Source organism: Bifidobacterium italicum (genome assembly GCF_002286915.1).
GTDB classification, from domain to species: domain Bacteria; phylum Actinomycetota; class Actinomycetes; order Actinomycetales; family Bifidobacteriaceae; genus Bifidobacterium; species Bifidobacterium italicum.
Map to the genome: position 1 here is coordinate 25387 of NZ_MVOG01000002.1, position 25651 is coordinate 51037.

At 63.3% G+C, this 25651-nt stretch carries 21 protein-coding genes; 3 read left to right on the forward strand and 18 right to left on the reverse strand.

What is annotated here, in order from left to right; genetic code table 11:
- The first annotated feature begins 278 nt into the window (after positions 1–278).
- Positions 279–1337, forward strand: a complete 1059-nt coding sequence (locus tag B1400_RS00185) for an aggregation-promoting factor C-terminal-like domain-containing protein (RefSeq protein WP_095612495.1) — start codon at positions 279–281, stop codon at positions 1335–1337.
- A 124-nt stretch (positions 1338–1461) separates the two neighbouring features.
- Here B1400_RS00185 and B1400_RS00190 read toward each other — a convergent pair whose 3' ends face one another.
- From B1400_RS00190 to B1400_RS00260, 15 genes are all read right to left on the reverse strand, one after another.
- On the reverse strand, positions 1462–1854 hold the full coding sequence (locus tag B1400_RS00190; RefSeq protein WP_235607224.1) for a hypothetical protein: 393 nt from the start codon (positions 1852–1854) through the stop codon (positions 1462–1464).
- A gap of 292 nt (positions 1855–2146) precedes the next feature.
- Positions 2147–4102: a DUF4012 domain-containing protein gene (locus tag B1400_RS00195; protein WP_095612497.1), complete on the reverse strand. Its 1956-nt coding sequence runs from the start codon at positions 4100–4102 to the stop codon at positions 2147–2149.
- Positions 4103–4266: 164 nt separating this feature from the next.
- Entirely contained in the window at positions 4267–5157 is an 891-nt protein-coding gene (gene rfbA / locus B1400_RS00200; protein WP_095612498.1) for a glucose-1-phosphate thymidylyltransferase RfbA, read from the reverse strand.
- 11 nt (positions 5158–5168) lie between these two features.
- A complete protein-coding gene (locus B1400_RS00205) occupies positions 5169–6617 on the reverse strand; it encodes a sugar nucleotide-binding protein (protein WP_095612499.1) in 1449 nt (482 codons plus the stop codon).
- Positions 6618–6702: 85 nt separating this feature from the next.
- The gene (gene rfbB / locus B1400_RS00210) at positions 6703–7722 is read right to left on the reverse strand and encodes a dTDP-glucose 4,6-dehydratase (protein ID WP_095612500.1); all 1020 of its coding nucleotides are present in this window, start codon (positions 7720–7722) and stop codon (positions 6703–6705) included.
- A gap of 30 nt (positions 7723–7752) precedes the next feature.
- On the reverse strand, positions 7753–9210 hold the full coding sequence (locus B1400_RS00215) for a flippase (protein WP_095612501.1): 1458 nt from the start codon (positions 9208–9210) through the stop codon (positions 7753–7755).
- Positions 9211–9250: 40 nt separating this feature from the next.
- Positions 9251–10156 (reverse strand): glycosyltransferase, encoded by a 906-nt coding sequence (locus B1400_RS00220; RefSeq protein WP_235607225.1) that lies wholly within the window; start codon positions 10154–10156, stop codon positions 9251–9253.
- Positions 10157–10163: 7 nt separating this feature from the next.
- Positions 10164–11087, reverse strand: coding sequence for a capsular polysaccharide synthesis protein (locus B1400_RS00225; protein ID WP_157909593.1), 924 nt, complete (start codon positions 11085–11087; stop codon positions 10164–10166).
- Between the two features lie 47 nt (positions 11088–11134).
- A complete protein-coding gene (locus B1400_RS00230) occupies positions 11135–12217 on the reverse strand; it encodes a glycosyltransferase family 2 protein (protein WP_095612504.1) in 1083 nt (360 codons plus the stop codon).
- Positions 12214–13110, reverse strand: a complete 897-nt coding sequence (locus tag B1400_RS00235; protein WP_095612505.1) for a glycosyltransferase — start codon at positions 13108–13110, stop codon at positions 12214–12216. Before B1400_RS00235 ends, B1400_RS00230 begins: the two co-directional genes overlap by 4 nt.
- 86 nt (positions 13111–13196) lie before the next feature.
- On the reverse strand, positions 13197–13961 hold the full coding sequence (locus tag B1400_RS00240; protein ID WP_095612542.1) for a DUF4422 domain-containing protein: 765 nt from the start codon (positions 13959–13961) through the stop codon (positions 13197–13199).
- Positions 13962–13972: 11 nt separating this feature from the next.
- Positions 13973–14857: a glycosyltransferase gene (locus B1400_RS00245; protein ID WP_095612506.1), complete on the reverse strand. Its 885-nt coding sequence runs from the start codon at positions 14855–14857 to the stop codon at positions 13973–13975.
- A gap of 249 nt (positions 14858–15106) precedes the next feature.
- Entirely contained in the window at positions 15107–16003 is an 897-nt protein-coding gene (locus tag B1400_RS00250) for a capsular polysaccharide synthesis protein (protein ID WP_157909594.1), read from the reverse strand.
- An 84-nt stretch (positions 16004–16087) separates the two neighbouring features.
- Entirely contained in the window at positions 16088–17332 is a 1245-nt protein-coding gene (locus B1400_RS00255; protein WP_095612508.1) for a nucleotide sugar dehydrogenase, read from the reverse strand.
- A 56-nt stretch (positions 17333–17388) separates the two neighbouring features.
- A complete protein-coding gene (locus B1400_RS00260) occupies positions 17389–18924 on the reverse strand; it encodes a sugar transferase (protein ID WP_095612509.1) in 1536 nt (511 codons plus the stop codon).
- 329 nt (positions 18925–19253) lie between these two features.
- On the opposite strand from B1400_RS00260, the gene B1400_RS00265 reads away from it, so the two are divergent.
- Both B1400_RS00265 and B1400_RS00270 read left to right on the forward strand, forming a co-directional pair.
- On the forward strand, positions 19254–19757 hold the full coding sequence (locus tag B1400_RS00265; RefSeq protein ID WP_407641051.1) for a hypothetical protein: 504 nt from the start codon (positions 19254–19256) through the stop codon (positions 19755–19757).
- Between the two features lie 46 nt (positions 19758–19803).
- Positions 19804–21480, forward strand: coding sequence for an MDR family MFS transporter (locus B1400_RS00270; RefSeq protein ID WP_095612510.1), 1677 nt, complete (start codon positions 19804–19806; stop codon positions 21478–21480).
- Between the two features lie 103 nt (positions 21481–21583).
- Here B1400_RS00270 and B1400_RS00275 read toward each other — a convergent pair whose 3' ends face one another.
- From B1400_RS00275 to B1400_RS00285, 3 genes are all read right to left on the reverse strand, one after another.
- Positions 21584–22936, reverse strand: coding sequence for an Nramp family divalent metal transporter (locus B1400_RS00275; protein ID WP_095612511.1), 1353 nt, complete (start codon positions 22934–22936; stop codon positions 21584–21586).
- Between the two features lie 91 nt (positions 22937–23027).
- Complete coding sequence (locus B1400_RS00280) at positions 23028–23774, reverse strand: HNH endonuclease family protein (protein WP_095612512.1); 747 nt, start codon at positions 23772–23774, stop codon at positions 23028–23030.
- Between the two features lie 67 nt (positions 23775–23841).
- Positions 23842–25239, reverse strand: a complete 1398-nt coding sequence (locus tag B1400_RS00285; RefSeq protein WP_095612513.1) for a Maf family protein — start codon at positions 25237–25239, stop codon at positions 23842–23844.
- Positions 25240–25651: the final 412 nt, after the last annotated feature.

Consider the following 25651-nt stretch of genomic DNA (forward strand, 5'->3'; position numbering starts at 1 on the left):
ATGTCGGGGCGGGCGTTCCTTGTCCGCCCCGACTTCGGCGTTCCGCCGTCGGCGCATCCGCGGCCGTCCCCCGCGGCTACGCCGACGAATCATGGAAGCCGATGTCCGAACTGTGAAGATATCGGCATTCCCGAGCCGCGCCGAAAGGCGTGCGATATACTGTTGTTCAGTGTGTATTCCGGCGGCGGTCATATGAGACCGCGCGCACCGCGACGCCCTTTGCCTGATCGGGGCCGCGAATACCGCCGAGGATTATCGGACGTACGTTGAGGAGCACAATGGCTACCCATCACAAAGCAGACCAACCGACGCTTCGTTCGCTCACCAGGAGGCAGTGGATCCGCATCGCCTCCGTGTGCGCAGCCGTGGGTCTGGTCGTGGCTGGAGGTGCGGCCACGCGAAGCATCTATTCCCATGCCAGCGCCACCCCCACCGCACAGCCGACCGCCTACTCGATCTCCGATGAGCATGCGGCCTCCCGTGGCAACGCACGTGACGCGCTCGATGGCGAGCCGACCTACGTGAACGTCACGATCAACGGCAAGACGCGCACCGTGCTCGGCACGAACTTCACCGACGTGAAGTCGGTGCTCGACGCCGGCGACATCACGCTCGAGAGCGGCGACACCGTCGAACCGTCACTGAAGACGAAGGTCGATGAATCGACGACGATCACGATCAACCGCGCCGGCGCGAAGATGGAGACCGAGGAATCGAAGATCCCGTTCAACACCGTCAAGAAGGAGACGTCGTCGCTGCCGAAGGGCACCGAGAAGGTCGAGACCGAAGGCCAGGAGGGCATCCTCGAGAGGACGAACCTCGTCGAACGCAGCGGCGACAAGGTCATCTCGACGAACACCTTCGCCTCTTGGGTGAAGAAGGCCCCGGTCGAGAAGGTCATCCTCGTCGGCACCGCGGACCCGCAGCCGGCGGCGCAGCCGCAGCCCACGACGGATACGTCGGCCGGCTCCTCGTCGGATTCGGACAACGCGTCGAAGCCGGCGTCGAACAACAGCATCGGCACGACCGCCCCGGTCGGCGAGATGCAGCAGTGGGCGCATGACTACCTGCTCGCGAACGGCGGCACCGAAGCCGATTTCACGGCTACCGTCTTCATCATCTCCCACGAGTCCGGCTGGTCGGTCACGGCCACGAACCCGTCCTCCGGCGCCTACGGTCTGGCGCAGGCGCTGCCGGGCAGCAAGATGGCCTCGCATGGCGCCGACTGGGCGACGAACTACCAGACGCAGCTCAAGTGGTTCTGGGATTACTGCAAGGGCCGCTACGGCTCGATCCAGGGCGCGTACGCGTTCTGGCAGGCGAACCACTGGTACTGATCCGGCGCCGGCTCCCAAGAGCATCCGTTCCGCCGGCTCCGGTCGCCGGAACAACATTGAGGCCCCATGGCATATGCCATGGGGCCTCAATGGCTATTGAAGGCATTGACGGGCCGGAAAACAATCAGGCGGCGTGCCTAGGGGTTGAATCCTGCCCCGTCGCGTTGTAATCGACGCCCTTTTTGCGGCCGCGCTTCTTCATGACGCCCTGACGGCAATCGCGCACATCGAAGATGACCGTCTTGTCATCCGGGAACGGCGTGCCCTTGAGCTGCGCGAAGGCGACCTCATCATCGGCGACTTCGGGGAAATCGAAGAACCGGAGCACGGCGTTGAGCACGACCGGGCTGTTCAGCGTCACCGACACGGTCTTGCGGTTCGGCGTGACGAATTCGATGGCGTTGGGGTCCGTCTCCGCGCATTCACGGATGGCGACCTGCTTGGTATGGGGGTTCGTCAGGATCTGCACATAGCTGGGAGCATCCAATTCCTGCACCGTGTTCTTGTTGAACCGCATGTACCGGGGCGTCACTGTGAGGACGGCGCTGCCTGCGGTGCTGGCAGGATTGACAGGCTCAAAACCTTGTAAAACCGACATATTCGAACTTCCTTACGTCGTGATTTTGATTGCTTGCCCTTAAACTATATACCATATATCGTATTTTTAAAAATCGAAGTGTCGCGCATTGCCGGGAGGCCGCCAGCGATCAACACTGGCAAATAAGGAAACAGGGGCGGAACGAATATTCGTTCCGCCCCATCCGCGCCGTCAACATATATGGCGCAGCGGCACTGTCACTGTGTCGTCATCACTGCACGCGGCACAGCTTCGTGTAGGTGACGTCCGGCTTCGCCGATGTCGTCGGCGTCTCGTCGATGCCGAGCTTCTGCGTCGCATCCGGCGACACCGTCACATCGAAGGAGTAGGTGACGGTGCTTTCCGGCTGCACCTGCGTCATCGTCGTGTAGATGAGCCTGAAGTTGAGCGAGTCGGCGACCGGATCCGCGCCGTTGCCGGTGACCTCGAAGTTGCTCATCGAGCCTCCCGCCGGCGGCATGAACACGATCTTCTCGAAGCTCGTGCCGTGGCTGTCGGGATACTCGGACCTGATGCCGGTGATGTAGTCCGGCAGCGTCTTCGATTCCTCATCCGTCATCGTGTTCCGGATCGTGTACTCCACATGGTACTTCGCCGCGCCTTCCTCACCGCAGTCGAGTTGCGTGATCTTCGTGGAGCGCTTGATGTACCAGCCCATCTTCGACGGGTTGTTCTCGGTGACGTAGATGCCGATCTCCGGCTTGGCCTCGTCGAGCGGCACCGTGGACGTCAATCCACGCTCCCAGAGGATCTGCTGCAACGTCGGGTCGAAGGAGTAGACGGACAGATGCCGGTCATGTGCGAGCGTCAGCATCTCGGAGACGAGGCCCACCATCTTCCCCGCGCTCAGATCGCCCATAAGCCGCTTGACGCAGGCCTTCGCCACGGTGCCGAACATCGCGTCGGTGTCCTCGGGCGCGTACTCCTTGTATGCCGTGTTCAGCAGGAAGTCGGCGGTGTTCGTGCCGGTCAGCACCGTTCCGTTGGCGAGCTTCACGTCCCCGAGGACTTTGACGAGGCTCTGCACCATCAGCGGATCGGCAAGGATGACGCCGTTGAGTTCGGTGTGCTTGCCCATATCCGTCTGATCCCAGATGTCTTTGAAGTATTGCGCGACGCGCACGTTATCCGGCGAATTCGCGATGTCGCGCGCATCGTAGTTCAGGCGCATCGGACCTTCGTCCTTGTACAGGCGGGCTTCGTCTTCGGACAGGTTGCGCGCCGTGACTTTATATCCGGGGAATGCGGCACTGCTCTGGAAATCGCCGATCTCAATCTTGCCGTCGTCGATCGTGACGGTGCCGACCGCACCGACCAAGCCGCCGCTCGCGCGCATCTCGCCGGGAGTCATCGCGAGAATCGCGTAGGTCTGCTTGCCGTCGTAGCCGAGCCATTCGGGCAGTTTCGGCGCATATTCGTAGATGCCAGCCTGCAGATACCGATTGGCCTTGTCGAGCATGCCGCGGCTGCTGTTGAGCGCGTTCGCGACGACGCCGATGCCCGGTTCGGGTATCCTGTCGAATTCCTCGGTGTACCGCTGCAGCGACTGTGCGGCCGTGTCGAGCTCCGGCAGCGACTGCATAATGGGCTCGACGTTGATGCGACCGTTCTTGTAGATCGATTTGACGTCGATCCGCTGCGCGACGTCGACGAATTTCGGCGCCGTGTCCTGCGCCATCTCGTCGACGACGTCGGTCATCATCCGCACGACGCGCATGCTGCCTTTGATGCCGGGGATCTTCTCGGTGAACGACCACAATCCGCCGTTCGTGATGTCCCTCGCGGCGCGCGTCTGCTTCTGCACGTCGGCGACGACGCCGTCGAGGTCGTTGAGACGATTGTTTTTGACGGCGTCCTTGACGACGGCGATCGCCGCCTCCTCGTGATGCTTGACGAGCAGCGCCTGCGTGCCGACCGTGCCGATGAACGCGACGACGACCGCGGCGATCGCGATGAGGACCCATCCCCACCAACGCACGCGCCGGTACCATGCCGGCTTGTCCTTGTCGTCCCCGCCGGCTTCGGCCGCCGCCGTATCCGCGCCGTCGGTGCGCTCTGCGGTGTCGTCCATCGTGGCGTCGTCCGCCGGCGCGGCGCCGCCGACGCCCGGCGTCGTCATGCCGTCCTGCACGGCTTCGATATCATGCTCGTCGTCATGTGTGGGCATCACGATTCCTCTCGGTGGTCATTCTCAACATGCGAAAACGCATTGACGCCGCCCACGTCTGACCCACGGACGGCATGTCGCCGGCGCGCCACGCAAAAGGCGCGCACACGCCGGTATGCCATTGTAGCCATGCGCGGCGAACTCGCCGAAGTCAGCGCATCACCTCAGTCGTCGTGACCGACCATGATCTTGTCGTCGGCCACGTCGAGCAGATGCTGCCCGTAGGGGCTCTTGCCGTACTTGCGGCCGGCTTCGACGAGCTGCTCCTTCGTGATCCACCCGTTCTCGTAGGCGATCTCCTCGATGACCGAGATCGGCATGTTCTGCGCGCGCTGGATCGTGCGGACGAACTCGCCCGCCTCGAAGAGGCTGTCCATCGTGCCGGTGTCGAGCCATGCATAACCGCGGCCGAGCGTCTGCACATGCAGGCTGCCGTCGTCGAGGTACATGCGGTTGAGGTCGGTGATCTCCAGCTCGCCGCGCGGCGAAGGACGCACCTGCTTCGCGAAGTCGACGACGCGGTCGTCGTAGAAATACAGTCCGGTCACCGCGTAGTTCGAGGCCGGATGCTCAGGCTTCTCGACGATGCTGACGGCTTTGTGGTCCTTGTCGAATTCGACGACGCCGTAGCGTTCCGGATCGTCGACGTAGTAGCCGAAGACGGTCGCACCGTGTTCGAGCGTGGCGGCGCGCCGCAGCTGACGGCCCAGACCGTTGCCGTAGAAGATGTTGTCGCCGAGCACGAGCGCGCAGGCGTCGCCGCCGATGAACTCCTCGCCGAGCAGGAAGGCCTGGGCGAGGCCGTCGGGGCTCGGCTGCACCTTGTAGTGCAGCGAGACGCCGTATTGGGAGCCGTCGCCGAGCAGCCGTTCGAAGTTCGGCAGGTCCTTCGGCGTCGAGATGATCAGGATGTCGCGGATGCCGGCGAGCATCAGCGTGCTCAGCGGGTAGAAGATCATCGGCTTGTCGTAGACCGGCAGCAGCTGCTTCGACGTGACCGTCGTCAGCGGGTACAGTCGCGTGCCGGATCCGCCGGCGAGGATGATGCCCTTCATCATGCGTCCTTTCAGGCATTCGCCGCATGCACGTAGTCGTGCAGCGACGTACGCCAGTCGGTCGTCTCGTATCCGGCCGTCTCGATCTTCGCGAGATCGAGCGCGCTGTGGGTCGGGCGCGGGCTGACCGGCGCCTTCGCGTTCGCGAAGTACTCCGCCGTGCTGATCGGGCGCACACGCTCGCCGTTGCCGTTCGTCTCGGCGAACACCTCCTTGGCGATCGCCGCCCAGCTGACCGGATCGCCCGAACCGGTCAGATTGTAGGTGCCGTAGGGCGCATCCGTGTCGAGCAGGAAGAAGATCGCCTTCGCCATGTCGTCGGTGAAGGTGAGGCGGCCGAACTGGTCGTCGACGACCGTCACCTCGTTCAGCGCATCGCCGTCGTCGGCGACGCGGTCGGACAGCCCCATCATCGTCCTGACGAAGTTGTGGCCGTCGCCGATCACCCAGCTCGACCGCAGGATGTAGTGCTTGTCGGCCGTCGCCACGGCGATGTCGCCGGCCGCCTTCGACTGCCCGTAGACGCCGAGCGGCGCGAAGGGCTCGTCCTCACGGTGCAGTTCGGTCGTGCCATCGAACACGTAGTCGGAGCTGACATGGACGAGCGTCAGATGGTGGCGCTGCGCCGTCTTCGCGAGCAGCGCCGGGCCTTCGGCGTTCGCCTTCCAAGCAAGCGTGCGGCCTTCGGGGGTCTCGGCCTTGTCCACGGCCGTGTATGCGCCGGCGTTGATGATCGCGCCGTAGAGGCTCCAGTCGATCTGCGCGTAGGCGTCCGGATCGGAGAAGTCGAATTCGTCGATGTCGGTGAATTCGTAGCCCTTGAGGCCGTGCGCCTCGACGTAGGCGCGGATCGCATGGCCGAGCTGGCCGTTGGCGCCGGTCACCAACGTGCGCTTCGGCTCCATCGGCTTGGCGTCTCTCAACATCGGATGGTGCAGGTCGGCCTCGCTGCGTTCCGATTCCTCAAGCGGGATCGGCCACTGGATGCCCAGCTCCGGATCGGCGAGGTTGACGAAGGTGTAGGTCTTCTTCATCTCGAGCGACCAGTGCGCATTGACGAGATAGGTGTAGGCGGTGCCGTCCTCGAGCGCCTGAAAGCTGTTGCCGACGCCGCGGGGCACGAAGATCGCGCGCGACGGGTCGAGGCGCGTCGTGAAGACCTGCCCGAAGGAATCGCCGGGACGCAGGTCGACCCATGCGCCAAAGATCTCGCCGGTGGCGAGGGAGATGAACTTGTCCCACGGCTCGGCGTGGATGCCGCGCGTCACGCCGCGCTTGGCGTTGAAGCTGATGTTGTTCTGCACCGGTTCGAAGTCCTCGGGCAGGCCGAGCGCCGTCATCTTCGCCTTCTGCCAGTTCTCCTTGAACCAGCCGCGGTTGTCGCCGTGCACCGGCAGATCGAGGACGAGCAGTCCGGGGATGTTCGTCGTCGTGACCTTGAGTTCCTTTTCGAATTCCATCATGTTCCTTCCACGCTGTTGTTGACGGTTGCCGTCTCGACCCGAGATGGACCCCATCCACGCCGACGGGGCCCACCATCGGCTATCACTGGCCCTGGGCCTTGTACTTCGCCTCGGTGGCGGCCTTCGCCGGCTCCCACCACTGCGGGTTATCGACGTACCACTGCACGGTCTGGCGCAGTCCGGATTCGAAATCGGTGTGCGTCGGACGCCAGCCGAGTTTGGTCTGCAGCTTCGTCGAGTCGATCGCGTAGCGGCGGTCGTGGCCCGGGCGGTCCTTGACCCAGTCGAAGGCGTCCTCCGGCTGGCCCATGACCCGCAGGATGTCCTTGAGCACCGTCAGGTTGTTGCGTTCGCCGTTCGCGCCGATCAGATAGGTCTCGCCGAGGCGCCCGGTCGTCAGGATCGTCCACACCGCGCTCGAATGGTCCTCGGTGTGGATCCAGTCGCGCACGTTGAGGCCGTCGCCGTACAGCTTCGGGCGGATGCCTTCGATGATGTTCGTGATCTGGCGCGGGATGAACTTCTCGACGTGCTGGTACGGGCCGTAGTTGTTCGAGCAGTTCGAGATCGTCGTGCGCAGCCCGTAGGTGCGGTGCCATGCGCGCACGAGCAGGTCCGAGCTCGCCTTCGTCGACGAATACGGGCTCGACGGATGGTACGGCGTCTCCTCGGTGAACTTCGCCGGATCGTCGAGCGCGAGATCGCCATACACCTCGTCGGTGCTCACGTGGTGGAAGCGCACGTCGTATTTGCGCGCCGCCTCGAGCAGGCGGAACGTGCCCTCGACGTTCGTCCTGAGGAAGGGCTCCGGGTTCGCGATCGAATTGTCGTTGTGCGATTCGGCCGCGTAGTGCACGATCGCGTCGTGGCCCGGCACGAGCTCGTCGAGCAACTGCGCGTCGCAGATGTCGCCGTGCACGAACTCCACCTGGTCGCCGAGCAGCGGCTTGATGTTCTCGAGATTGCCGGCATAGGTCAGCGCGTCGAGCACCGTCACATGCGTCTCGGGATGGTTGTTCACGACGTAGTGCACGAAATTCGACCCGATGAAGCCGCAGCCTCCGGTCACGATGATGTTCTTGGGTTCAAACGCATCAGTCATGGCTTTCATCCTAACAATCATGGGCTATCTTCAGCCCCTCTTCCGCAGCAGCTTCCTCAGGAAGAACAGCGCGCTCTCGTCGCGCAACGCCAGCAGCGTCGCCGCGTACACGACCGCATATGTCGTTCCCCGCACCGCAAAATCCACGAAGATGTTGTCAAAGCGCACGGTGCGCGCGAACACCGCGTTGCACAGCAGGACGAGCAGGCATCCCGCTACGGCGTGCATGATCGATCCGCCCAGCCGCAGCTGCCGCACCTGATCCCATGAGAAGCACAACGCCAGCGCGAACACCGTGCACTCCGCGACGACGATGCTGACGCAAGCCGCCGGCGCGCCGAAGGCGCGGATGCCCAACGCGTAGATGACGATGTTGATCGCCGCGCCGCTCGCCGTCGAGACGACGACCTTCTTCTCCCTGCGCAGCGGAATCAGGATGCCGTTCATCAGGAACACGCCCGGCGCCGTGAACGCGAGCGCGAAGGCGATGATCTCGAGCATCGGCACGGACTCGATGTACTTCGGGCCGCTGATGATCAGCACGATCGGCCTGCTGAGCGCGAACACCAGCACCGCGGCCGGCAGACAGACGACGATGACCGCGTTGAACAGCTTGTTGAGCAGCCGCAGATAGCCTTTCGGATCGTTCGAGGACAGATACGACAGGCGCGGCATCGAGACGCCCGTCAGCGAATTGATGGCCTGCCGGATGATGACGTACACCTTCATCGCCACGCTGTACAGGCCGACCTGCACGTCGCCGAGCATCGCGCCGACGAAGGTCGTGCCGGCGTTGCTGTAGATGGCCGTCGCCACGTTGTTCATGAACAGCGTCATGATCGGGTTGAAATGGCGCCGGATCCGCGGCGCGCGGGTCAGCGCGAGCCTCGCGTACCGGCGCGAATAGAAGAATCCCCAGATGTTCGCCGCCGATGTGGCGAACACGCTGATCGCCGCGTAGATGATGTAGTCGGAGGGCTTGTGCACGAGCGCGAACATGAGGATCAGCGAGACGACCTGCACGAGGATCGTGCGCACCGAGATGTAGAGGTAGTCCTCGAAGATCGAGTACAGCCATTCGACGCCCAGCGTCGTGAAGCCGATCGTCAGGCACTGGATGAACAGCAGCACCATGTACGCGTGCAGACTCGGGATGACGGCGACCGTCACGAAGAAGGCCACATAGGCGATCGCCGAGGAGATGATGTTGATCGTGAAGATCTGCTGGGCGAATCGCGTCAGGCTTTCCTGATCGCGCTTGATCTTCGCGCCTTCGCGAATCGCGTAGTTCGTGATGCCGAGGCCGGCGAACAGCGCGAAATACGACACGATCGACTGTGAGTAATTGATCTTGCCGATGTTCTCCGCCCCCAGGATGCGGGACACGTAGGGGAAGGTGATCAACGGGAACAGCAGGCTGGACACGGTGCGCATCGAATTGAGCAACGCGTTGCGCGTCAGCGACGGGAGTTTGGTCTGTGAAGCCATATCGATTTCTCTTGGATGTCGTGTGAAGCCGGTCCACGGCTCAGACGTAACGTTCGACGACGCGCAACGAGTCGCGATGGTGCCGCAGATAATTGATCTGCTTGCGCCGCGGGTCGTGGTTGACCTGCGCCTCCGTCGACGCGTCCTCGGCGTGGCGCACGACGATGCGAGGATCGTAGTACAGCGTCAGTCCCTGCCGCCGGCAGCGCAGCACGAGGATGTCCTCCTCCATGTACAGGAAGGTGCCCGGGTCGAACGGCTCCTCGAAGGCTTCGAGGAACGCCGGTGTGAATATCAGGCACGATCCGTGCAGCTTCACCGGCACGCATGCGCGCTGTCCCGCATGTTCCTGCGTCGAGGGAGTTGCGCCATCGGCGTCATGCCCACGGCCCGCGCCGCCCTTGAGCCGTTCGAACACGCCGTACAGATGCGTGCGCAGCAGCAGCAGGTTCCGGCGGATGTGCTTGCGCAGCGCGCGGATCTGCTGCGGCGAATCGACGACCGCGGACATCGGGTTCTGATGGCCGCCGTCCTTGCCCGAGATGATGTCCGGACCGATCACCGCGCAGCCGGTCGCCGCGTAATCCGCCACCGCCCGGCGCATCAGGCCGTCGTCCGCGAGCACCACGTCGTTGTTCAACGTGACGATGTAGTCGCAGCCCAGCTGCGTGCGGCAATACCCGTAGCCCCTGTTGTTGCCGCGCGCGAATCCCTCATTGGCGTCGTTGTGCAGCAGCACGACGTCGCCATCCTGCCCGTAGCGTCGCAGCAGACGCTCATAGCTGCCGTTCGCCGAATCGTTGTCGACGATGACGATCGTGTACCGTCCGTCCGCCTGCGCGCAGTGCCTGCGGATGGATTCGACGCATTTGACCGTCTCCTCGTCGACGAGGTAGTGCAGGATCACGAAGCCGAAGCGCGGCTCCGCCGTTGTCGTCGTCGTCACCGCCATCTCACACGTCCCCGTCGAGCACATGGCGGAACAGCGTGGGCGCGCCGCCCACCTGCGTGTCGTAGTGCAGCTTGTACGTCAGCTTGTTGATGTAGGTGTCCGCCGGAAGCGTCGGCTTCGCCTTGACCAGATTGAGCTGCTCGGACATGTCGAAACTGGCGCTGTTGTTCGCGGGGACGGCGTCGATCATCGCCTTGACCTGCGGGATATGGGTGTAGGCGTTGTAGATGAACGAGTCAAACAGGAAGTACTCGGGAACGGCGTCGATGACGGAGAACACCTTGACGAAGCAGTCGTAGATGTACTTCATGAACGGGTTGCCGGGCACCGAGGCCAGACAGTAGGTCGTCCACGGGTACTCGGCGCGCTTCCCTCTGATCGAATAGAACGGGTACTTGCCGAAATCCTTGGACAGGTCACCGGTCAGATACAGCGTGGAGTCGAGCCACACTCCCCCGTGACGGTACAGCAGCATGACGCGCAGCGCGTTGCAGAACGCGTTGATCGTCAACGTCCCGGCTTCGCGGCGGCGCACCAGCACGGGGTCGATCTGCGCGTATTCGCTGTAGTTGTCCTTCGTGATGACGATGACCTCGCGCCCGTTCGCATGCCTGACGATGCTGTCGATGCAGGCGCGCACGACAGGCGGCGTGCGGTCGTCGATCCCCTGCCACCAAGCCACCCAGATCGGGCCGTCGTTCGTCTTCGGCAACGACGCCATCGCCGCCGCGTCGAAGGGGATGTCCGCCATCTCCTTGCGCCACAGCGCGTCGTTGAACATCGCATAGTAGCGGTCCTTGCACCAATGCGTGCAGTGATACAGCACGCCCCATGCCGCGATGCCGGGTCCCAGCAGCTTCGTGCAGTTCTTCGCGGCGGACGCGATCTTGGAGAGCCGGTCAGGAAGATTGTGCAATATCGACATGGGCACCATCATACGATGGGCGTTGTCTTAGCGAACAAGGCGGAAGATCAGCCCCGCAGCGACTTCAGCCAGAGCAACGCCGCCATCGCGCCGTTCATCACAGGATCGGTCAGCGCCGCATACCGCAGACGTTCGCCACGGGACAACGCATGCCTGTCGACGCTGTGCATACGCGGGCGCAGCGTGCGCATGCACTGAGCACAGGCGCGGCGCACATCACGCAGCCGATGCGGCTGGCTCGCGGCGGCCGCTTTGAGCTCCTGGAAATAGAGGTTCACCTGTTCGGCGTTCCACGCCCGGTACATCGCCTCGTCATCGAGCAATCCGTATGCGTCGAGCATCGAGGCGCTGACGTCGATCGCATGGTGGAAGGTGCCCTGCAGGATGCCGCCGTAGGTATGCGCCATCAGGTCGCTGACGCGGTAATAGTAGCCGGCGTAATCCAGATACACGATCCGGCGCGCGGCATGGAAGGCCTGGATGTTGAACAGGTTGTCCTCCATGCGCGACAGCTGCGGATCGAAGCGCAGGCCGTTGCCGGTGATGAACGCATGACGGTACAGTTTGCCCCACGGCACGCCGATGGCCGTCACGAATCCCTTGCTCTGCAGATACGATCCGTCGAGCAGCTGATGGAACAGCGGCTGCTTCTCCTCCCTCGTGCTCGCGGTGAACGATTCTGGGAAGAAGCGCTGACGCGCCTTATGCTCCCCGTCGCAGGCGATGCAGGTGCTCATCACGATGTCGGGCGTGTCCTTCGTGCCCTCGCACACGTCGTACAACGTCCGCAGATACCCGTCCGCGACGTAGTCGTCGGGGTCGATGAAGCATATCCATGCGCCGCGCGCATGCGTAAGCCCCGTGTTGCGCGCCGAGGAGACGCCGCCGTTGGGCTGCCCGATGAGACGGACGCGCGGATCACGGTTCGCGAACTGCGTGATGATATCGGCCGTCTTGTCCGTCGATCCGTCGTCGACGGCGAGCACTTCGAAATCGGTGAAGGTCTGCCTGAGCAGCGATTCGAGGCATTCGCCGATGTATTCCTGCTGGTTGTAGATCGGTATGACGACCGATACCGCCGGCGTGCCCGCCTGAACGTCCGGATCTGCCATGACGCTGCCGTCCGTCATTTGCGATACTCCTCGACATGCATATGCGCACCGTCGCGGATGCCGCGCAGATAGGCGCGCAGCTTGGCGAAACGATGGCCTTCGAACACCAATGACAGCACCATCAGCATAGGAATCTCCGTGAGCCCCTCCAGACCGGTCCACCGATGGTACTTCTTCCAGAAGATGATGCGGTTGCGCGCCTGATAGTAGCAGCGCGAGGGGCCATAGCCGAGCTTGTACACCGGTTGCCACACGATTGTGCCGCCGGCTCCCCGGCGCGGCACCCTGATCGGGGTCCTCTCCGATTTGCCCTTCTCGTGGATCAGGCAGGCGCGGTTGTCCTTGACGATCGCATAGCCGTTGAGCAGCAGCCGTTCGTTGAAGTCGAAGTCCACGTAATCGATGAACAGCGCGTCGTCGAAACCGCCGACGGCGAGCGCCGCCTCGACGTCGTTGAGCGTCCCGGAGGTGATCGCGCCGTGTTTGGCCGCATGCGTGAGCCGTTCGAGCGCAGGCATCGTCATAGCCCGGTATTCGGCCATCGTCATGCGGTTGCGGTCGAGGATGAACGGGCTGACCATCGCCACGTCGCCGGTCAGATGCCGTTCGAGTTCGTCGCACATGCCTTCCGTCGGCACGCTGTCCTGATCGAGCATCAGGATGTGCGCGTAGCCGCCGTCATGTGCGGCCGCGAGCAGCTGGTTGAGCGCGAACGCGATGCCGCGGTTCTCCGTGTCGGCGATCACCTGCACGTTGTCGAATTCGCCTTCGCACAGCGCACGCACGTCCTTCGCGTTCCCGGAGCCGTTCTCGTAGACGAACACCCGACGCACCTGCGGCGCGGTGGCGCGCAGGTTCGCCCGCAGCCGTTCAAGGTCGGGATTGAAGGAGACGATTCCAGCGCAACGCATCGGCGGCGGTTCCTCGATTCTATGAAAGCGGTTCCATGAAGACGGTTCGGAAAACGGATCGGTCAGGGCGGCCATGCCGTGCAACGTCACAGATGATGCAGGTACATGATCGACTTGACGCGCGATCTCAGATTAGCCTTCCACGCCGACTCGTCCGGCATGTACACCGGGTATCGTTTGACGTCCAGCTGCTGGGCGTCCACCCAGACGTTGAGCAGACGCTCGGAGAGGAAGCCGAACAGACGCCTGTTGTAGGCATCGTATCCCGAGACGTCGAGCGTCGCGCGCGCTTCGTCGAGGATGCCGAACAGCCAGGTCATGTAGGCGTCGAAACGCGCTGCGGACATGACGAACATGTTGTAGCAGCTCAGGTCATGCCGATCCATCAGCGCGTCGAAGGCGGGGACGAACTCGGGGGTGCGCCTGTTCACGATCGCGCGCACCGTCTTGAGGTCGTCGATGTTGTGGAACTGCGCGAACTGCGTGCCGATCGTCTTCGTCAGCACCCACGGTTCGGGCAGGATGACGTCATGGCGTTCCAGATCCTGCGAGAACACCGAGGCGGGGACGATCTGCGTTTTGCGGTGGTCGGTGTAGAAGTAGCGGCGGTAATGCACGAATCCCACATTGTCGTTGCCCAGATCCGCGTTCTTCCACACCCAGTACTGCGCCGTCAGTTCGCAGAACTCGGGATTGAGCGCCGAGATGTTGTCGCCGGTGTCGTCGCGCACCGCAATCGAGGCGGTGTTGTTCGCGGCGCCGGCGAGGATCGGCGTATAGCCGTCCGCATCCGGCGGGGTGAAGTCCTTATGGGAGACGATGTACATATGGGTGGATCGCCTATCCTGCATCGTGGTCCCCCTCATGCGCGCCGGGCCGCGCGCTTGGCGTCGATCTTGCCTTTGCGGTTGCCGACGTAGCGGAACACGCAATCGATGAAGAACGACCCCATGTCGACGATCCTGCCCTGCCTGAACAGGCCGTTCATCGTATGGCGCACCATCGCGAACCCCTCGCCGGCGATCGGCGCCGATCCGAGGATGTCGCGGTGCTTCTCCATCTCCACGCCCTGAAGATAATTGCGCTTGTACTGCTGACGCCAGGTGAAGTTGTGTGAATGGACGACCGCGGCCTGCGCCTCGTAGACGACGTTCCAACCGGCATGCAGCAGCCGGGCGGCGATGAACATGTCCTCGTTCGTCAGCACCGGGTTCTCGAATCCCCCGACCTCCAGATACGCCGTACGCCGGTATGCGGCGCACACATCGGATGCACGGAACGCGTTGATGCCCAGCCGTTGCACGTCCTGCGGCGTGATGGTGAAGGAATGCGGACCGTAGGTGTACTGCCGGACGAGCGTCTCCGCCGCGCGCGCGTCGGCACGCGGTATCTGCCGGCCGTAGACGAGCGCGACATGTTCCTCCTCGAACGGCGCCAGCACGGCATCGATGTAGCGGTCGCTTTCGGGAAGCGCATCCTGCGTGAGGAACAGCACGAAATCGCCGGTGCTTGCACGCAGGGCCATGTCCCTCGTGCCGCCATGGTTGAAGTCCTTGCGGTCGATGACGATGAGCCGCACCTCGGGATGGCGGCGCACCAGTTCCCGCGTGTCGTCGTCGGAGGAGGAATCCACGACGATGATCTCATCGGGCGCCCTGCGCTGATGCTCCAAACTGGTCAGCAGCTCGTCAATCATCGTTCCCGCGTTCAACGTGGGAATGATGACTGAAACATTCGTCTGAGGCATCCTGGATTCCTTTCGGGAGCACCTAGCACTGCTGCGCGCACCGATGACGTATTCGTCCTGTAGGTCATCAGTGTAATCAATGCATGGTATGCGGTCTGCATATCGCCATGAGCTTGGCGCCGCGGCATGGTCGCAGACCACCATCGGCGACGATCACGAATGGCCATCGTAGCACACGAAACTCGGATGGCTCACTGCACCGGCTTCCCCGACCTAGCAAACGCAGCCACCTCGTTTCGTCCGCGCGCCTCACAACGTACCGTCGAGCACCTCCCCGTACACCGTGTGCGCGGCGGGGATTTGCCGCGTGTTCTTATAGGACAGCTTGTACGCATAGGTGTCGGACGGCAGTTCGACCGTCGCATCGGCGAGTTTGTCCGCCAGATACAGCCGGTGCAGGTTGTTGACCGGCTGCGCGTCGATCATCGAGCGCACCTGCGGGATGTGCGTGTAGGCCGCCGACATCATGACGTCGATCATGAAATAGTCGGGGATGTGATCCGTCAACGCATACAGCGTGGTAAAGGCCTGCAGCATATAGGCGAACAGCGGATTGCCCGGCTTGCCTCCCATGAAGTAGCCGGTCCAGTTGCGTGTGGGCGCCGTCTGATGATTCGGAATCGAATAGAACGCATACCGCCTGATGTCATCGGAAAGGTCGGCCGTCAGGTACATCGTCGCGTCCATCCACATGCCGCCGTGCTCCTTCAGCACGGCGAAGCGGACGATGTCGGACAGCGTCGTGAGCGTGATCGCGCCCTCGTGCACCTTGCGCATGATCGATGGATCCAGCGACGCGTACCGATCAATCGTGTCCTTCGTGATGAGGCGGACCTCACGGCCGTTGGCATGTCGCTTGATGCTGTCGATGCAGGCGCGGACGACCGGCGGCTCGGATCCGTCCAGACCCTGCCACCACATGACCCATATGGGTCCGTCATTGGTCGCAGGCAGTGTGGCGATCGCGTCGGCATCGAAGGGGATGTCCTTCATGAAGCGGTTCCATGACGCCTCGACGAGCTTTTCATAATATGCCCCGATATTACGATGCGCCAGATGATGCAGCAGGCTCGTCATCCCCATCCGTGGCCCGTACAGGCGCGTCGCGCTGCGCACGTACTGCAGTTTCGTGCCGATCTTTCCCATCGTGCTCCTTCCCATGCCCCGATATCATGATGGGCGTTGGCCGCCTCGCGGGACGGCCAACGCCCATCGGATGACAGATGATGCTCAGTCGCGCTTGAACAGGTCGCGCGTGTAGACCTTGTCCGTCACATCGTTGAGTTCGTCGTTCCAACGATTGGCGACAATGATCGTCGCCTCGTCCTTGAACGCGTCGAGATCATGCGTGACCGGGCTGCCGAAGAACTCCTCGTCTTCCAATGTCGGCTCGTAGACGACGACCGGGACGCCCTTCGCCTTGATGCGCTTCATGATGCCCTGGATGCTCGACTGGCGGAAGTTGTCCGAGCCGGACTTCATCGTCAGGCGGTAGATGCCGACGGTCGGCTTCTCGGCTCCTTCGATCTTCGACAGGATCTGCTCGGCGATGAAGTCCTTGCGCGTGCCGTTGGACGCGACGATCGCCTCGATGAGGTTCTGCGGCACGTCCGCGTAGTTCGCGAGCAGCTGCTTCGAATCCTTCGGCAGGCAGTAGCCGCCGTATCCGAAGGACGGGTTGTTGTAGTGGCCGCCGATGCGCGGGTCGAGGCAGACGCCGCGGATGATCTCGGCCGTGTTGAGGCCGCGGGACTCGGCGTAGGTGTCGAGCTCGTTGAAGTAGGCGACGCGCAGCGCCAGGAAGGTGTTGGCGAACAGTTTGATCGCCTCCGCCTCGGTCGTGCCGCAGACGAGTTCAGGAATACCAGTCGTGCCGTCGGCGTTCACGCGCTCATGTTCCTCCGGCGCCGCACCCTGCGCGAGCAGGTTCGCGAAGACGTGCGCCGCCTCGACGGCCTGCGGATCGTCCATCGGCGCACCGACGACGATGCGCGACGGGTGCAGGTTGTCGTACAGCGCATGGCCTTCGCGCAGGAACTCCGGCGAGAAGATGATCTTCTCGTCGCCGGTCTTCTCGCGCAGCTGCGCCGTGTATCCGACCGGGATCGTCGACTTGATGACGATCCAGCAGTCCGGATCGTATTCGCGGATCGCCTTGATCGCCGCCTCGACGCTTGAGGTGTCGAAGTAGTTCTTCTTCGGGTCGTAGTTCGTCGGCGTCGCGACGACCGCGTAGTCGGCGCCGGTGTAGGCCATGGCCGGATCGGTCGTCGCCTGGAAGTCGAGCGACATCGTGCCGTCGCGCTTGCCGTCGAGGAAGCGCGTGATCTCCACATCCACGATCGGGCTCGTGCACTCATTGAGCATCTCGACCTTCTCCGGCACGATGTCCAACGCATGCACCTCGTTGTGCTGCGCGAGCAGCAACGCCACGGACAAGCCTACGTAACCGGTTCCGGCGACCGCAATTTTCATCTCATTCTCGATTCTTCTAGTTTCGGTTGGTTTGGTTGATTGGTTGAATGCTGTGCTCAGTACGCGCCATGCGGATGCACGACGATGCCGATCGTGCGCAGGATGTAGACGACGTCGCCGAGGACGCTCCAGTCCTGCACATAGCTCACATCGAGCTGGCGGCTTTCCTCCTCGTTCAGGTCGTTGCGGCCCGAGACCTGCCAAGGCCCGGTGATGCCCGGCTTGACAAGCAGGCGCGTCGCGTAGACCTGATCGTATTCCTCGACTTCGAAGTCGCGCTGCGGACGCGGTCCGACGACGCTCATCGACCCGGCGAACACGTCGAAGAACTGCGGCAACTCGTCGAGGCTCGTCTTGCGGATGAAATTGCCGACCTTCGTGATGCGCGGATCGTGCTTGAGCTTGTAGCGTGCGCCCATCTCCTGGCCGTTCGCCTCGAGCACCTCCTTGAGGTGCTTGTCGGCGTCCACGCGCATCGAACGGAACTTATGGATGTAGAACGGTTTGCCATGCAGGCCGATGCGTTCCTGCTTGTAGAAGATCGGTCCGCCGTCCTCGAGCTTGATCGCCAATGCGACGATGAGCATGATCGGCGACGACAGGATGATCGCGATCGACGAGACGACCAGATCGAAGATACGCTTCTTGATGCGCGACGCCGGCGAATACTGCGGCAGGCTGATCGTCATGATGCTCATGCCCTGGATGTTGCGCATCTGCGTCGCATGTTCGGCGATGTCGAGCGCCGACGTGATCAGCGCGATCTCCAGATTGAGGGCCTCCATCTGCACGGCAAAGGTGCTCAGGTTGTCGGAGAAGCGGTCGAGCACGTCGGTCACCATGACGGTCTGCGCGCCGGTCTGCGCGATGCGCGCGGCGAGGTCGTCGCCGTAGGTGATCGGCTGGATGAACTCGCCCCACGACTCCTCCACCTCGGCCTTGAGGAGGTTGCGGTCCGGATCGGCTTCGATGAGACCGGTGGCCGGGTTCACGCGGATCGGGCAGACGCGCACCGGCTTGTAGTTGAGCTGCTTGCGCTGGTTGAGGAACTTGAGGATCTGGCCGATTCCCTCCGGCGAGCCGACGATGACGGTCGGATAGGCGTATTCGCCTTTGCGGTGGCGCACCGTCAGGAACATCCTCGCGATCATGCGCACGATCATCTCGACGACCCAGACGCACAGGCAGGTCACGGTGACGTCGGCCAATGAGATGGTCGTCTGCATGATGTAGTTGACGGCGCAGATGCTGATCCAGCTGATGCAGGTCGCTTTGAGCAGCAGGACGTTGAGCTGGTAGCCGTCGGCGAACACATGACGATGGTAGACGCCGGCGACGCGTGCGCAGAACACCCAGATGACCGCGCACACCGCCGCGTACAGATACGGGTTGATCGTGACGTTCCACTGCAGGCGCGTCGTGAAGACGTACATCTCCTTGTACATCGCCATGACGCCCAGATTCACGCAGAAGAACACAAGCGCATCGAACACCATGAGCGCAAGGTTCATGACGAACCGCCATTGCAGGACCTTGGCGGACTGACGGTCGACCTGCTGAGCCAGCTGCGCGTCGCTCTGCGTTCCGCTCATCATTCTCCCTCTGATGATAATGACATGGTCATCTGATGCGTAAACGACGTCGCATCACGGCACGGATCACGAGTCCCCGCGCATACGAACATTCATCATAACGCGAACCATGTTCAGCGCCGGATCCGGCGACGAAGCCGCCCCGTCGCCGTTTCTCGAACAGTGAATAGGGAATGCCTTCCGTCTAATATTGAGACGAGGTATCTCAACCACGCCGAGCATCCCGCCGATTCCACGCGTCCATGCGAGATCACGCACCGCGCGACCTCCGCAGCCCGCGAGCCTGCGTTCCACGCATGCCGGCGGATGCCGATTCGAAGGAGGCCACGATGGCAGAACATACGAAACACGTCGAGGATGGGGCCGACGACGTGATCGAGGAGACGACGATCGTCACGTCGAACGCGCAGGACGACATCCAGACCGGCGAGATCGACGCCGTGACCACGCAGGACGAGAGCGACGACACCATCGAGGACGACGAGCTCCACCAGTTCGAACGCCGCATCGACGAGATCCTCGCCACCGGCGAACTCGACGAGACGCTGCGCGTCATCGATGAGAAGGGCGTCGCGCAGGTGCTGCCGGTGCTCGATACGGAGCCGATCTCGCACCTGCTCGAGGGCATCGAGGAAATCGGCGGCCGCGCGAACGTCTTCGTACGCACCGCTGACGGCATCGCCGTGCTCAACGTCGCCGAATACAGCCCGCAGCATCAGGACGATGCGCTGTCGGCCGACGACACCCCCACCGGTGAGACCCCGGTCGTCGACGACATCACGGCCTCGACGACGATCACGACCATCGAAGACGACACCACCGCAGAAGACTGAGCAAACCGCGGCGCGAGCGCCGCATCCGACGAGAACCCAGGAACGCATGGCAGCACACGGACAACAGGAGCACCCACAGCACGAACAACCCGGCGACGGAGGAGGCGCACCGGCCATCCGCCCCGGACGTCCGTACACGCGCGAGGTGCACCACGAACCGGAACCGGATACGGCCGCGCACCGCGGGATCGCCGGTCTGTCCGCCGTCCTCACCCGCGAACACGCGTACCGGGGAGGCCATCTGACGCGTCCGGCGTTCGTCTCGCTCGCCATCCTGACCTTCATCACGTTCGTCGGCAACTTCACCCAGTTGCAGCTGAGCGCCGCGTTGCCGACACTCGTCGACGACTTCGGCATCTCGGTGACTCTCGGCCAATGGATGACGTCGATCTTCCAGCTGACGATGGGCGTCATGGTGCCGCTGACCGCGTATCTGACGCGGCGTTTCTCCACACGGCAGATCGTCATCACGTCGATGGTCGTGTTCACGGTCGGATCGGTGCTCGCGTGGCTCAGCCCGACCTTCCCGCTCGCGCTGTTCGGGCGTTTCCTCGAGGCGGCCGGCACCGGCGTCATGTGGCCGGTGCTGCAGATCACCGTCTTCTCGATCTTCCCGTTGGACCGGCGCGGCATGGCGATGGGCGTCGTCGGCATGGCGATGGCCGTGGCTCCGGCGATCGGCCCGACGCTCGGCGGTCTGCAGACCGATATGAACGGATGGCGCTCGATCTTCCTGACGCTCACCGTCATCGGCTGCATCTCGATCGTGCTCGCAGCCTGCGGACTGCATAACTTCGGGGCGTCCGACAAGACGGCGCATGCGGATTTCTTCTCGGTGGGATTGTCGATCATCGGCTTCGGCGCCCTCATGTTCGGCTTCACGAACATCCAAGCCTATCCGCTTGCGGCTCCGGTCGTCTGGCTGCCGATGGTCGTCGGCGTCGCCGGCATCATCTGGTTCGTGCTGCGCCAGATCCATAGCGAGCAGCGTTTCAAGGCCGGCAACGCGAGCCGGCCGGCGCTTCTTGACCTGTCGGTGCTGCGCAACGCGCATTTCTCGGTCGGTACGCTCATCGCGTCGCTGAGCTTCTTCGCGTTCAGCTCGCTCGTCGTGCTCATTCCGTTGTACATCCAGAACTGCCGCGGCTACACGGCCACGATCAGCGGTCTCGTCATGCTGCCCGGCGCCATCGCGCAGGCGATCGCCCAGTTCTTCGGCGGCCGCGCGCTCGACCGGTTCGGCGCGCGTCCGGTCGCGATGGCCGGCACGATGCTGCTGTGCCTCGGCACCGTGATGATGAGCATGATCGGCATGCACACCTGGATCTGGTATATCTCGATCTGCCAGTTCATCCGGCAGATCGGCATGGGCTTCGTCATGATGCCGGTCACCACATGGTCGCTCAACTGCCTCAGGCCGGCCGAGGTCTCCGCGGGTTCCGCGGTCACGAACACGGTGCGGCAGATCGCCGGCGCGATCGGCTCGCCGGTCATGATCCTGACGATGTACTCGATCGCCGCGGCGCAGATGTCCTCCGGACGCACCGAGATCGCCGCTAACATCATCGGCATCGAATGGGCGCTGCGCATCAGCGCGATCATCAACTTCGTCATGATCCTGCTCGTCGTCTTCGGCGTCAAGGGCGAGGACGCCGGCTCCACCCGCGACGCGGTCCGCCGCGCGCTGCGCCGTGAGAAGGACGGCAAGGCCGTATCCGCATAGCGCAGGAGCCGGCCCCCATGATGCACAGGGAATCCGGCTCCTACTTCCATTTCCTCCGCAAAGGTCGGGCCGCCCACAAGGATAACTTGACCTCAGGCCGCTACTACGCCTTGCCCATCGCCGTGAGGACGATGAGCACCAGATTGAGCAGCACGATCACGGCGCATACGGCGAGGCAGACGATGTGCTTGACCGTGCCGTCGGCGTATTTGCCCATGATCTCGCGGTCATGGGTGTAGCGCATCAGCGGGATGATCGCGAAGGGGATGCCGATCGAAAGCACGACCTGACCGATGATCAGCGCCTCGGTCGGATTGTTCGCGAAGGCGAGCACGACGAGCGCCGGCACGAGCGTCACGATGCGGCACGCCCACATCGGCACCTTCACCCGCAGCAGCCCCTTCATGATCTCGGAGCCCGCATAGGTGCCGACCGACGTGGAGGACAGCGAGGACGCGAGCAGTCCGATCGAGAAGATCGTGCCGACGGCTGGTCCGAGCACCTGCGTGATCGCATGCTGCGCGCCTTCGATCGTGTCGGTGCCGCCCATGCCGTGCAATGAATTCGCCGCGATGACGAGCAATGCGATGTTCACGCTGCCGGCGATAGCGAGCGCCCACACGACGTCGATGCGGCTGCCGTGCATCATCTCGGGCACGCTCGGCCGGTCGACGCCTGTACCGAAGTGGTCGTTCACGAGCGTCGAATGCAGGTAGATCGCATGCGGCATGACCGTCGCGCCGAGCATCGACGCGGCCATCAGCACCGAGGCGCCGTCCGAGAAGCGCGGCACGAGTCCTTCGGCCACCGCGAGGGGGTTCGGCGGATCCATGAACAGTCCGGCGATGAAACCGAAGGTGATGACGAGCAGCAGTCCGATGACGAGCCGCTCGAAGATCTTGTGCGTTTCGCCGCCTTGCAGGAACAGCAGCAATGTGGAGACGGCGCCGATGATGCACCCGCCGAGCAGCATCGGTATGCCGAACAGCAGGTTGAGCGCGATCGCGCCGCCGATCACCTCGGCCAGATCGGTGGCGATCGCGATCACCTCGGCCTGCATGAAGAACAGGAAGCGCCCCGCGGCGCCCATGCGCTCGCCGAGGATCTGCGGCAGGCTTTTGCCGGTCACGACGCCGAGCTTCGCCGCCTGATACTGGATGAGCACGCTCATGCAGTTCGCGACGACGAGCACCCAGACGAGCATGTATCCGTATTTCGCGCCCGAGGTGAGGTTCGCGGCGACGTTGCCGGGGTCGACGTAGGCGACGGCCGCGACGAAGGCCGGCCCGAGCATGCTGGCGAGCGCATGCGTCGCCTTCTCCGGCCTGCCTTCGTCCTTGCGCGCGATGGCGATGTCCTGCGCGGCCTCCGCGTCGAGTCCGAGCGTATCGATGTCCACCGGCTCCTGAACGCCATCCGCCGTGCCATCCGGTTTCGTTTCGCTTCGCCGTGCCATCGCCGCTCCTCGTCGTCTCGTCCTATCAAGCAGTCCTAGAGGGCCAACATAACGAATCGACGTCTGTTCGCGGCTCGCTCAATCGTCGTCGTCATTCCTCAGGCACCGCCTGCCCGGGGCAGCTGTGCAGCACGGCGAGCATCGCGCGTTTCTCCTGCGTGGTGACCGTCAGCCCGTACTTGTCCTTGACGCCGATCTGCCGCGCGACGTATGCGCAGCGGTACCCGCTGTTCTCCGGCAGCCAGTAGGCGGCCGAGGCCGAGGATTTCTCCTGGTTCGCCGCGCCGTCCACGGCGATGAGGTTGTACATGTCGTTGCCGAATTCGTAGCGTTTCTTCACGCTCCAGGCGCTCGCACCCGACTGCCAGGCGTTCTGCAATGCCACGACATGGTCGATCTGCACGGCGGCGCTCGTGTCCTTGCCACGTCGGAAACGGATCTCGTCGCCGGTGTACGGGTCTTCGAGGACGCCCGACTGGACCTTGCAGCCGCCGCGTTTCGTGTAACGCACGTCGTCGAGGTCGCGGCCCAGCACGTCGTCGCGCACGTCGCAGCCGTTGCCGTCGGCGTCGGTCTGCCGGTAGCCGAATTTCTCGCGGTCGTAGCCGCGCGACGACGGATGGTCGTCGACGGTGAGCGAGGCGAGCGTCTGCGCGGCCGTGCCCGTCGCACGGTATCTGCCGGTCATCTCGGCGAACCTCGGGCTGACTCGCGGCAGCACGAGTCCGATCGTCACGCCGATGACGACGAGGATGACGAGCAGGATGAGCATACGTTCGAACAGGCCGGCGCCGTTGAGGTACTTGCGGCCGAAATGCTGGGAGCGTCTGCGTGTCATGCCATTACGTCTACGCGTTCCCGTCCCCGAACGCAAATCGCCGGCCCCGTCATCGCCGGGGCGGCCATCAGCGTCCTTGGTATTCGATGGCGAGCGCGTCGAGTCGTGCGCGGAACCGCGGCCAGTCGGTGCGCATCGCCGTGAGCAGCCTATGGTCGGGCACCTCGTCGATCGCGATCCACTCGATCTCCATGCTTTCGTCGTCGTTCGCCTTCGGATGCACGGCATGCCCCGGTTTCTCGAACGCGAACACCGTCGTGTAGGACCATGGCCCGTGGTCCTCGCAGTAGGAGCCGACGACCTCGATGTCCTCCGGCGTGATGTTCGCCTCCTCGTTGGCCTCACGCAGCGCGCCCTCGAGCGTCGACTCGCCGTCGGCGATCGCGCCGCCGGGGATGCCCCACGTGCCGCCTTCGGCGCTCCATTCGGCGCGATGCTGCATGACGATGTGCGTGACGTTGCCGGTTGCCGCGTCGCGGCGCGCGAGCAGCACCCCGGCGGCGCCGTTGGTCCCCCAATGCCGCCTTCCGCATGCGCATTCGACCCAGCCGTCGCCCGGCTGGCGCACGTTCGTCTTCGGAGCTTTCGCCGAGGATTCCTGGAATCGTTCGTCGCGCGACACGTTCCACAGGTCGGTCCATTCGATGCCCATGCGTTCGACGAGTTCGCGCGCCAGCGGCAGGCTCAGACCGATGATGCCGCTCGGCGCGCCGGTGATCGAATCGATGAACGCGCCGCCGAGACCGTCCAGAGTGAACGAGCCGGCCACCTCGAGCGGCTCGCCAGAGGCGATGTAACGGTCGATCATCGTCTCGGTGAACTCGCAGAACGTCAGCGTCGCCATGCTCGCCGCAGTTTCGACGCGCCCGGTCGCGAAATCGATCAACGTGTGCCCGGTCCACAGTTCGCCGGTCGCGCCGCTCATCGCCCGCAGTCGTTCGCGCGCGACCGCTTCGGTGTGCGGCTTGCCGTACGCATGGCCGTCGAGCAGGAACATCGAGTCGCAGCCGAGGATGAGCGGGCCGACCTTGCGGTCGGCGAGACCGCCGGTCGTATCGATCGGCTCGCATTCGGTCGGGATGTCGACGCCGGAGAAATCGCGTGTCTGCGCCGAAGCGATGGCTTCGGCCGTGTATTCGGCGGCCGGCGACCCCGCGTCGACCACCATCTGCTCCGAGGCCACTTCGAGCGGACGGCCGATGACGCGTTCGCCTGTGGCCTCCGAGGCCGTGCGCACGACGTTGCGGTAGATCTCATAGACGGCCATCGCCTTCGCACGGGACAACGTGCACACCTTGTCGGCGATCGGCAGTTCATCCACGCTCACGCCCTGGTCCTGAGCCCTGCGTTCGAGCACGGCGTCCTCGTCGACATGCGACACGCGGATCGTCGGGCAGATGCCTGCGTTGAACAGCACATCACGGCGCGGCTGGGACTTGGAGGCAAGAATCAACGGAATGCTCATGCAGTCCACCTTACTGCACCTAGGGCATCTCCTTGGTTTTCCTGCATAACTCAATATTCCCATCTTAATCCAGAGTTATGCGCAGCCTTGATTGCCAATACCCCCCATCTCCCCATCTCCTACTCTGCATAGCTCAGTATTTCCAACCTGATTCCGAGCTATGCGCAGTCTCAACCCACCATCCCTCAATTCCTCTTCGCCCATACCTTGCATAACTCAACACTTCAATCCTGATTTCAGTATTTGCGGCAGTATGCCAGCCATGTCACCTCCGCGCTTCTTGTTTCATACTGCCCCACATTCCCAATCCTTGCATAACTCAATACTTCATGCCTGAACCTGATTTATGCACCCTCCGGTTTCCTACATCTTAATTCCTTTCACCTATACCGCGCATAACTCAGTATTTCAA

Coding starts and splice junctions, on each gene's coding strand:
- B1400_RS00185 (WP_095612495.1), top strand. CDS start 279: ATGGCTACCCATCACAAAGCAGACCAACCGACGCTTCGTTCGCTCACC.
- B1400_RS00190 (WP_235607224.1), bottom strand. CDS start 1,854: ATGCGGTTCAACAAGAACACGGTGCAGGAATTGGATGCTCCCAGCTAT.
- B1400_RS00195 (WP_095612497.1), bottom strand. CDS start 4,102: ATGCCCACACATGACGACGAGCATGATATCGAAGCCGTGCAGGACGGC.
- rfbA (WP_095612498.1), bottom strand. CDS start 5,157: ATGAAGGGCATCATCCTCGCCGGCGGATCCGGCACGCGACTGTACCCG.
- B1400_RS00205 (WP_095612499.1), bottom strand. CDS start 6,617: ATGGAATTCGAAAAGGAACTCAAGGTCACGACGACGAACATCCCCGGA.
- rfbB (WP_095612500.1), bottom strand. CDS start 7,722: ATGACTGATGCGTTTGAACCCAAGAACATCATCGTGACCGGAGGCTGC.
- B1400_RS00215 (WP_095612501.1), bottom strand. CDS start 9,210: ATGGCTTCACAGACCAAACTCCCGTCGCTGACGCGCAACGCGTTGCTC.
- B1400_RS00225 (WP_157909593.1), bottom strand. CDS start 11,087: ATGTCGATATTGCACAATCTTCCTGACCGGCTCTCCAAGATCGCGTCC.
- B1400_RS00230 (WP_095612504.1), bottom strand. CDS start 12,217: ATGACGGACGGCAGCGTCATGGCAGATCCGGACGTTCAGGCGGGCACG.
- B1400_RS00235 (WP_095612505.1), bottom strand. CDS start 13,110: ATGCGTTGCGCTGGAATCGTCTCCTTCAATCCCGACCTTGAACGGCTG.
- B1400_RS00240 (WP_095612542.1), bottom strand. CDS start 13,961: ATGCAGGATAGGCGATCCACCCATATGTACATCGTCTCCCATAAGGAC.
- B1400_RS00245 (WP_095612506.1), bottom strand. CDS start 14,857: ATGCCTCAGACGAATGTTTCAGTCATCATTCCCACGTTGAACGCGGGA.
- B1400_RS00250 (WP_157909594.1), bottom strand. CDS start 16,003: ATGGGAAAGATCGGCACGAAACTGCAGTACGTGCGCAGCGCGACGCGC.
- B1400_RS00255 (WP_095612508.1), bottom strand. CDS start 17,332: ATGAAAATTGCGGTCGCCGGAACCGGTTACGTAGGCTTGTCCGTGGCG.
- B1400_RS00260 (WP_095612509.1), bottom strand. CDS start 18,924: ATGAGCGGAACGCAGAGCGACGCGCAGCTGGCTCAGCAGGTCGACCGT.
- B1400_RS00265 (WP_407641051.1), top strand. CDS start 19,254: ATGGCAGAACATACGAAACACGTCGAGGATGGGGCCGACGACGTGATC.
- B1400_RS00270 (WP_095612510.1), top strand. CDS start 19,804: ATGGCAGCACACGGACAACAGGAGCACCCACAGCACGAACAACCCGGC.
- B1400_RS00275 (WP_095612511.1), bottom strand. CDS start 22,936: ATGGCACGGCGAAGCGAAACGAAACCGGATGGCACGGCGGATGGCGTT.
- B1400_RS00280 (WP_095612512.1), bottom strand. CDS start 23,774: ATGACACGCAGACGCTCCCAGCATTTCGGCCGCAAGTACCTCAACGGC.
- B1400_RS00285 (WP_095612513.1), bottom strand. CDS start 25,239: ATGAGCATTCCGTTGATTCTTGCCTCCAAGTCCCAGCCGCGCCGTGAT.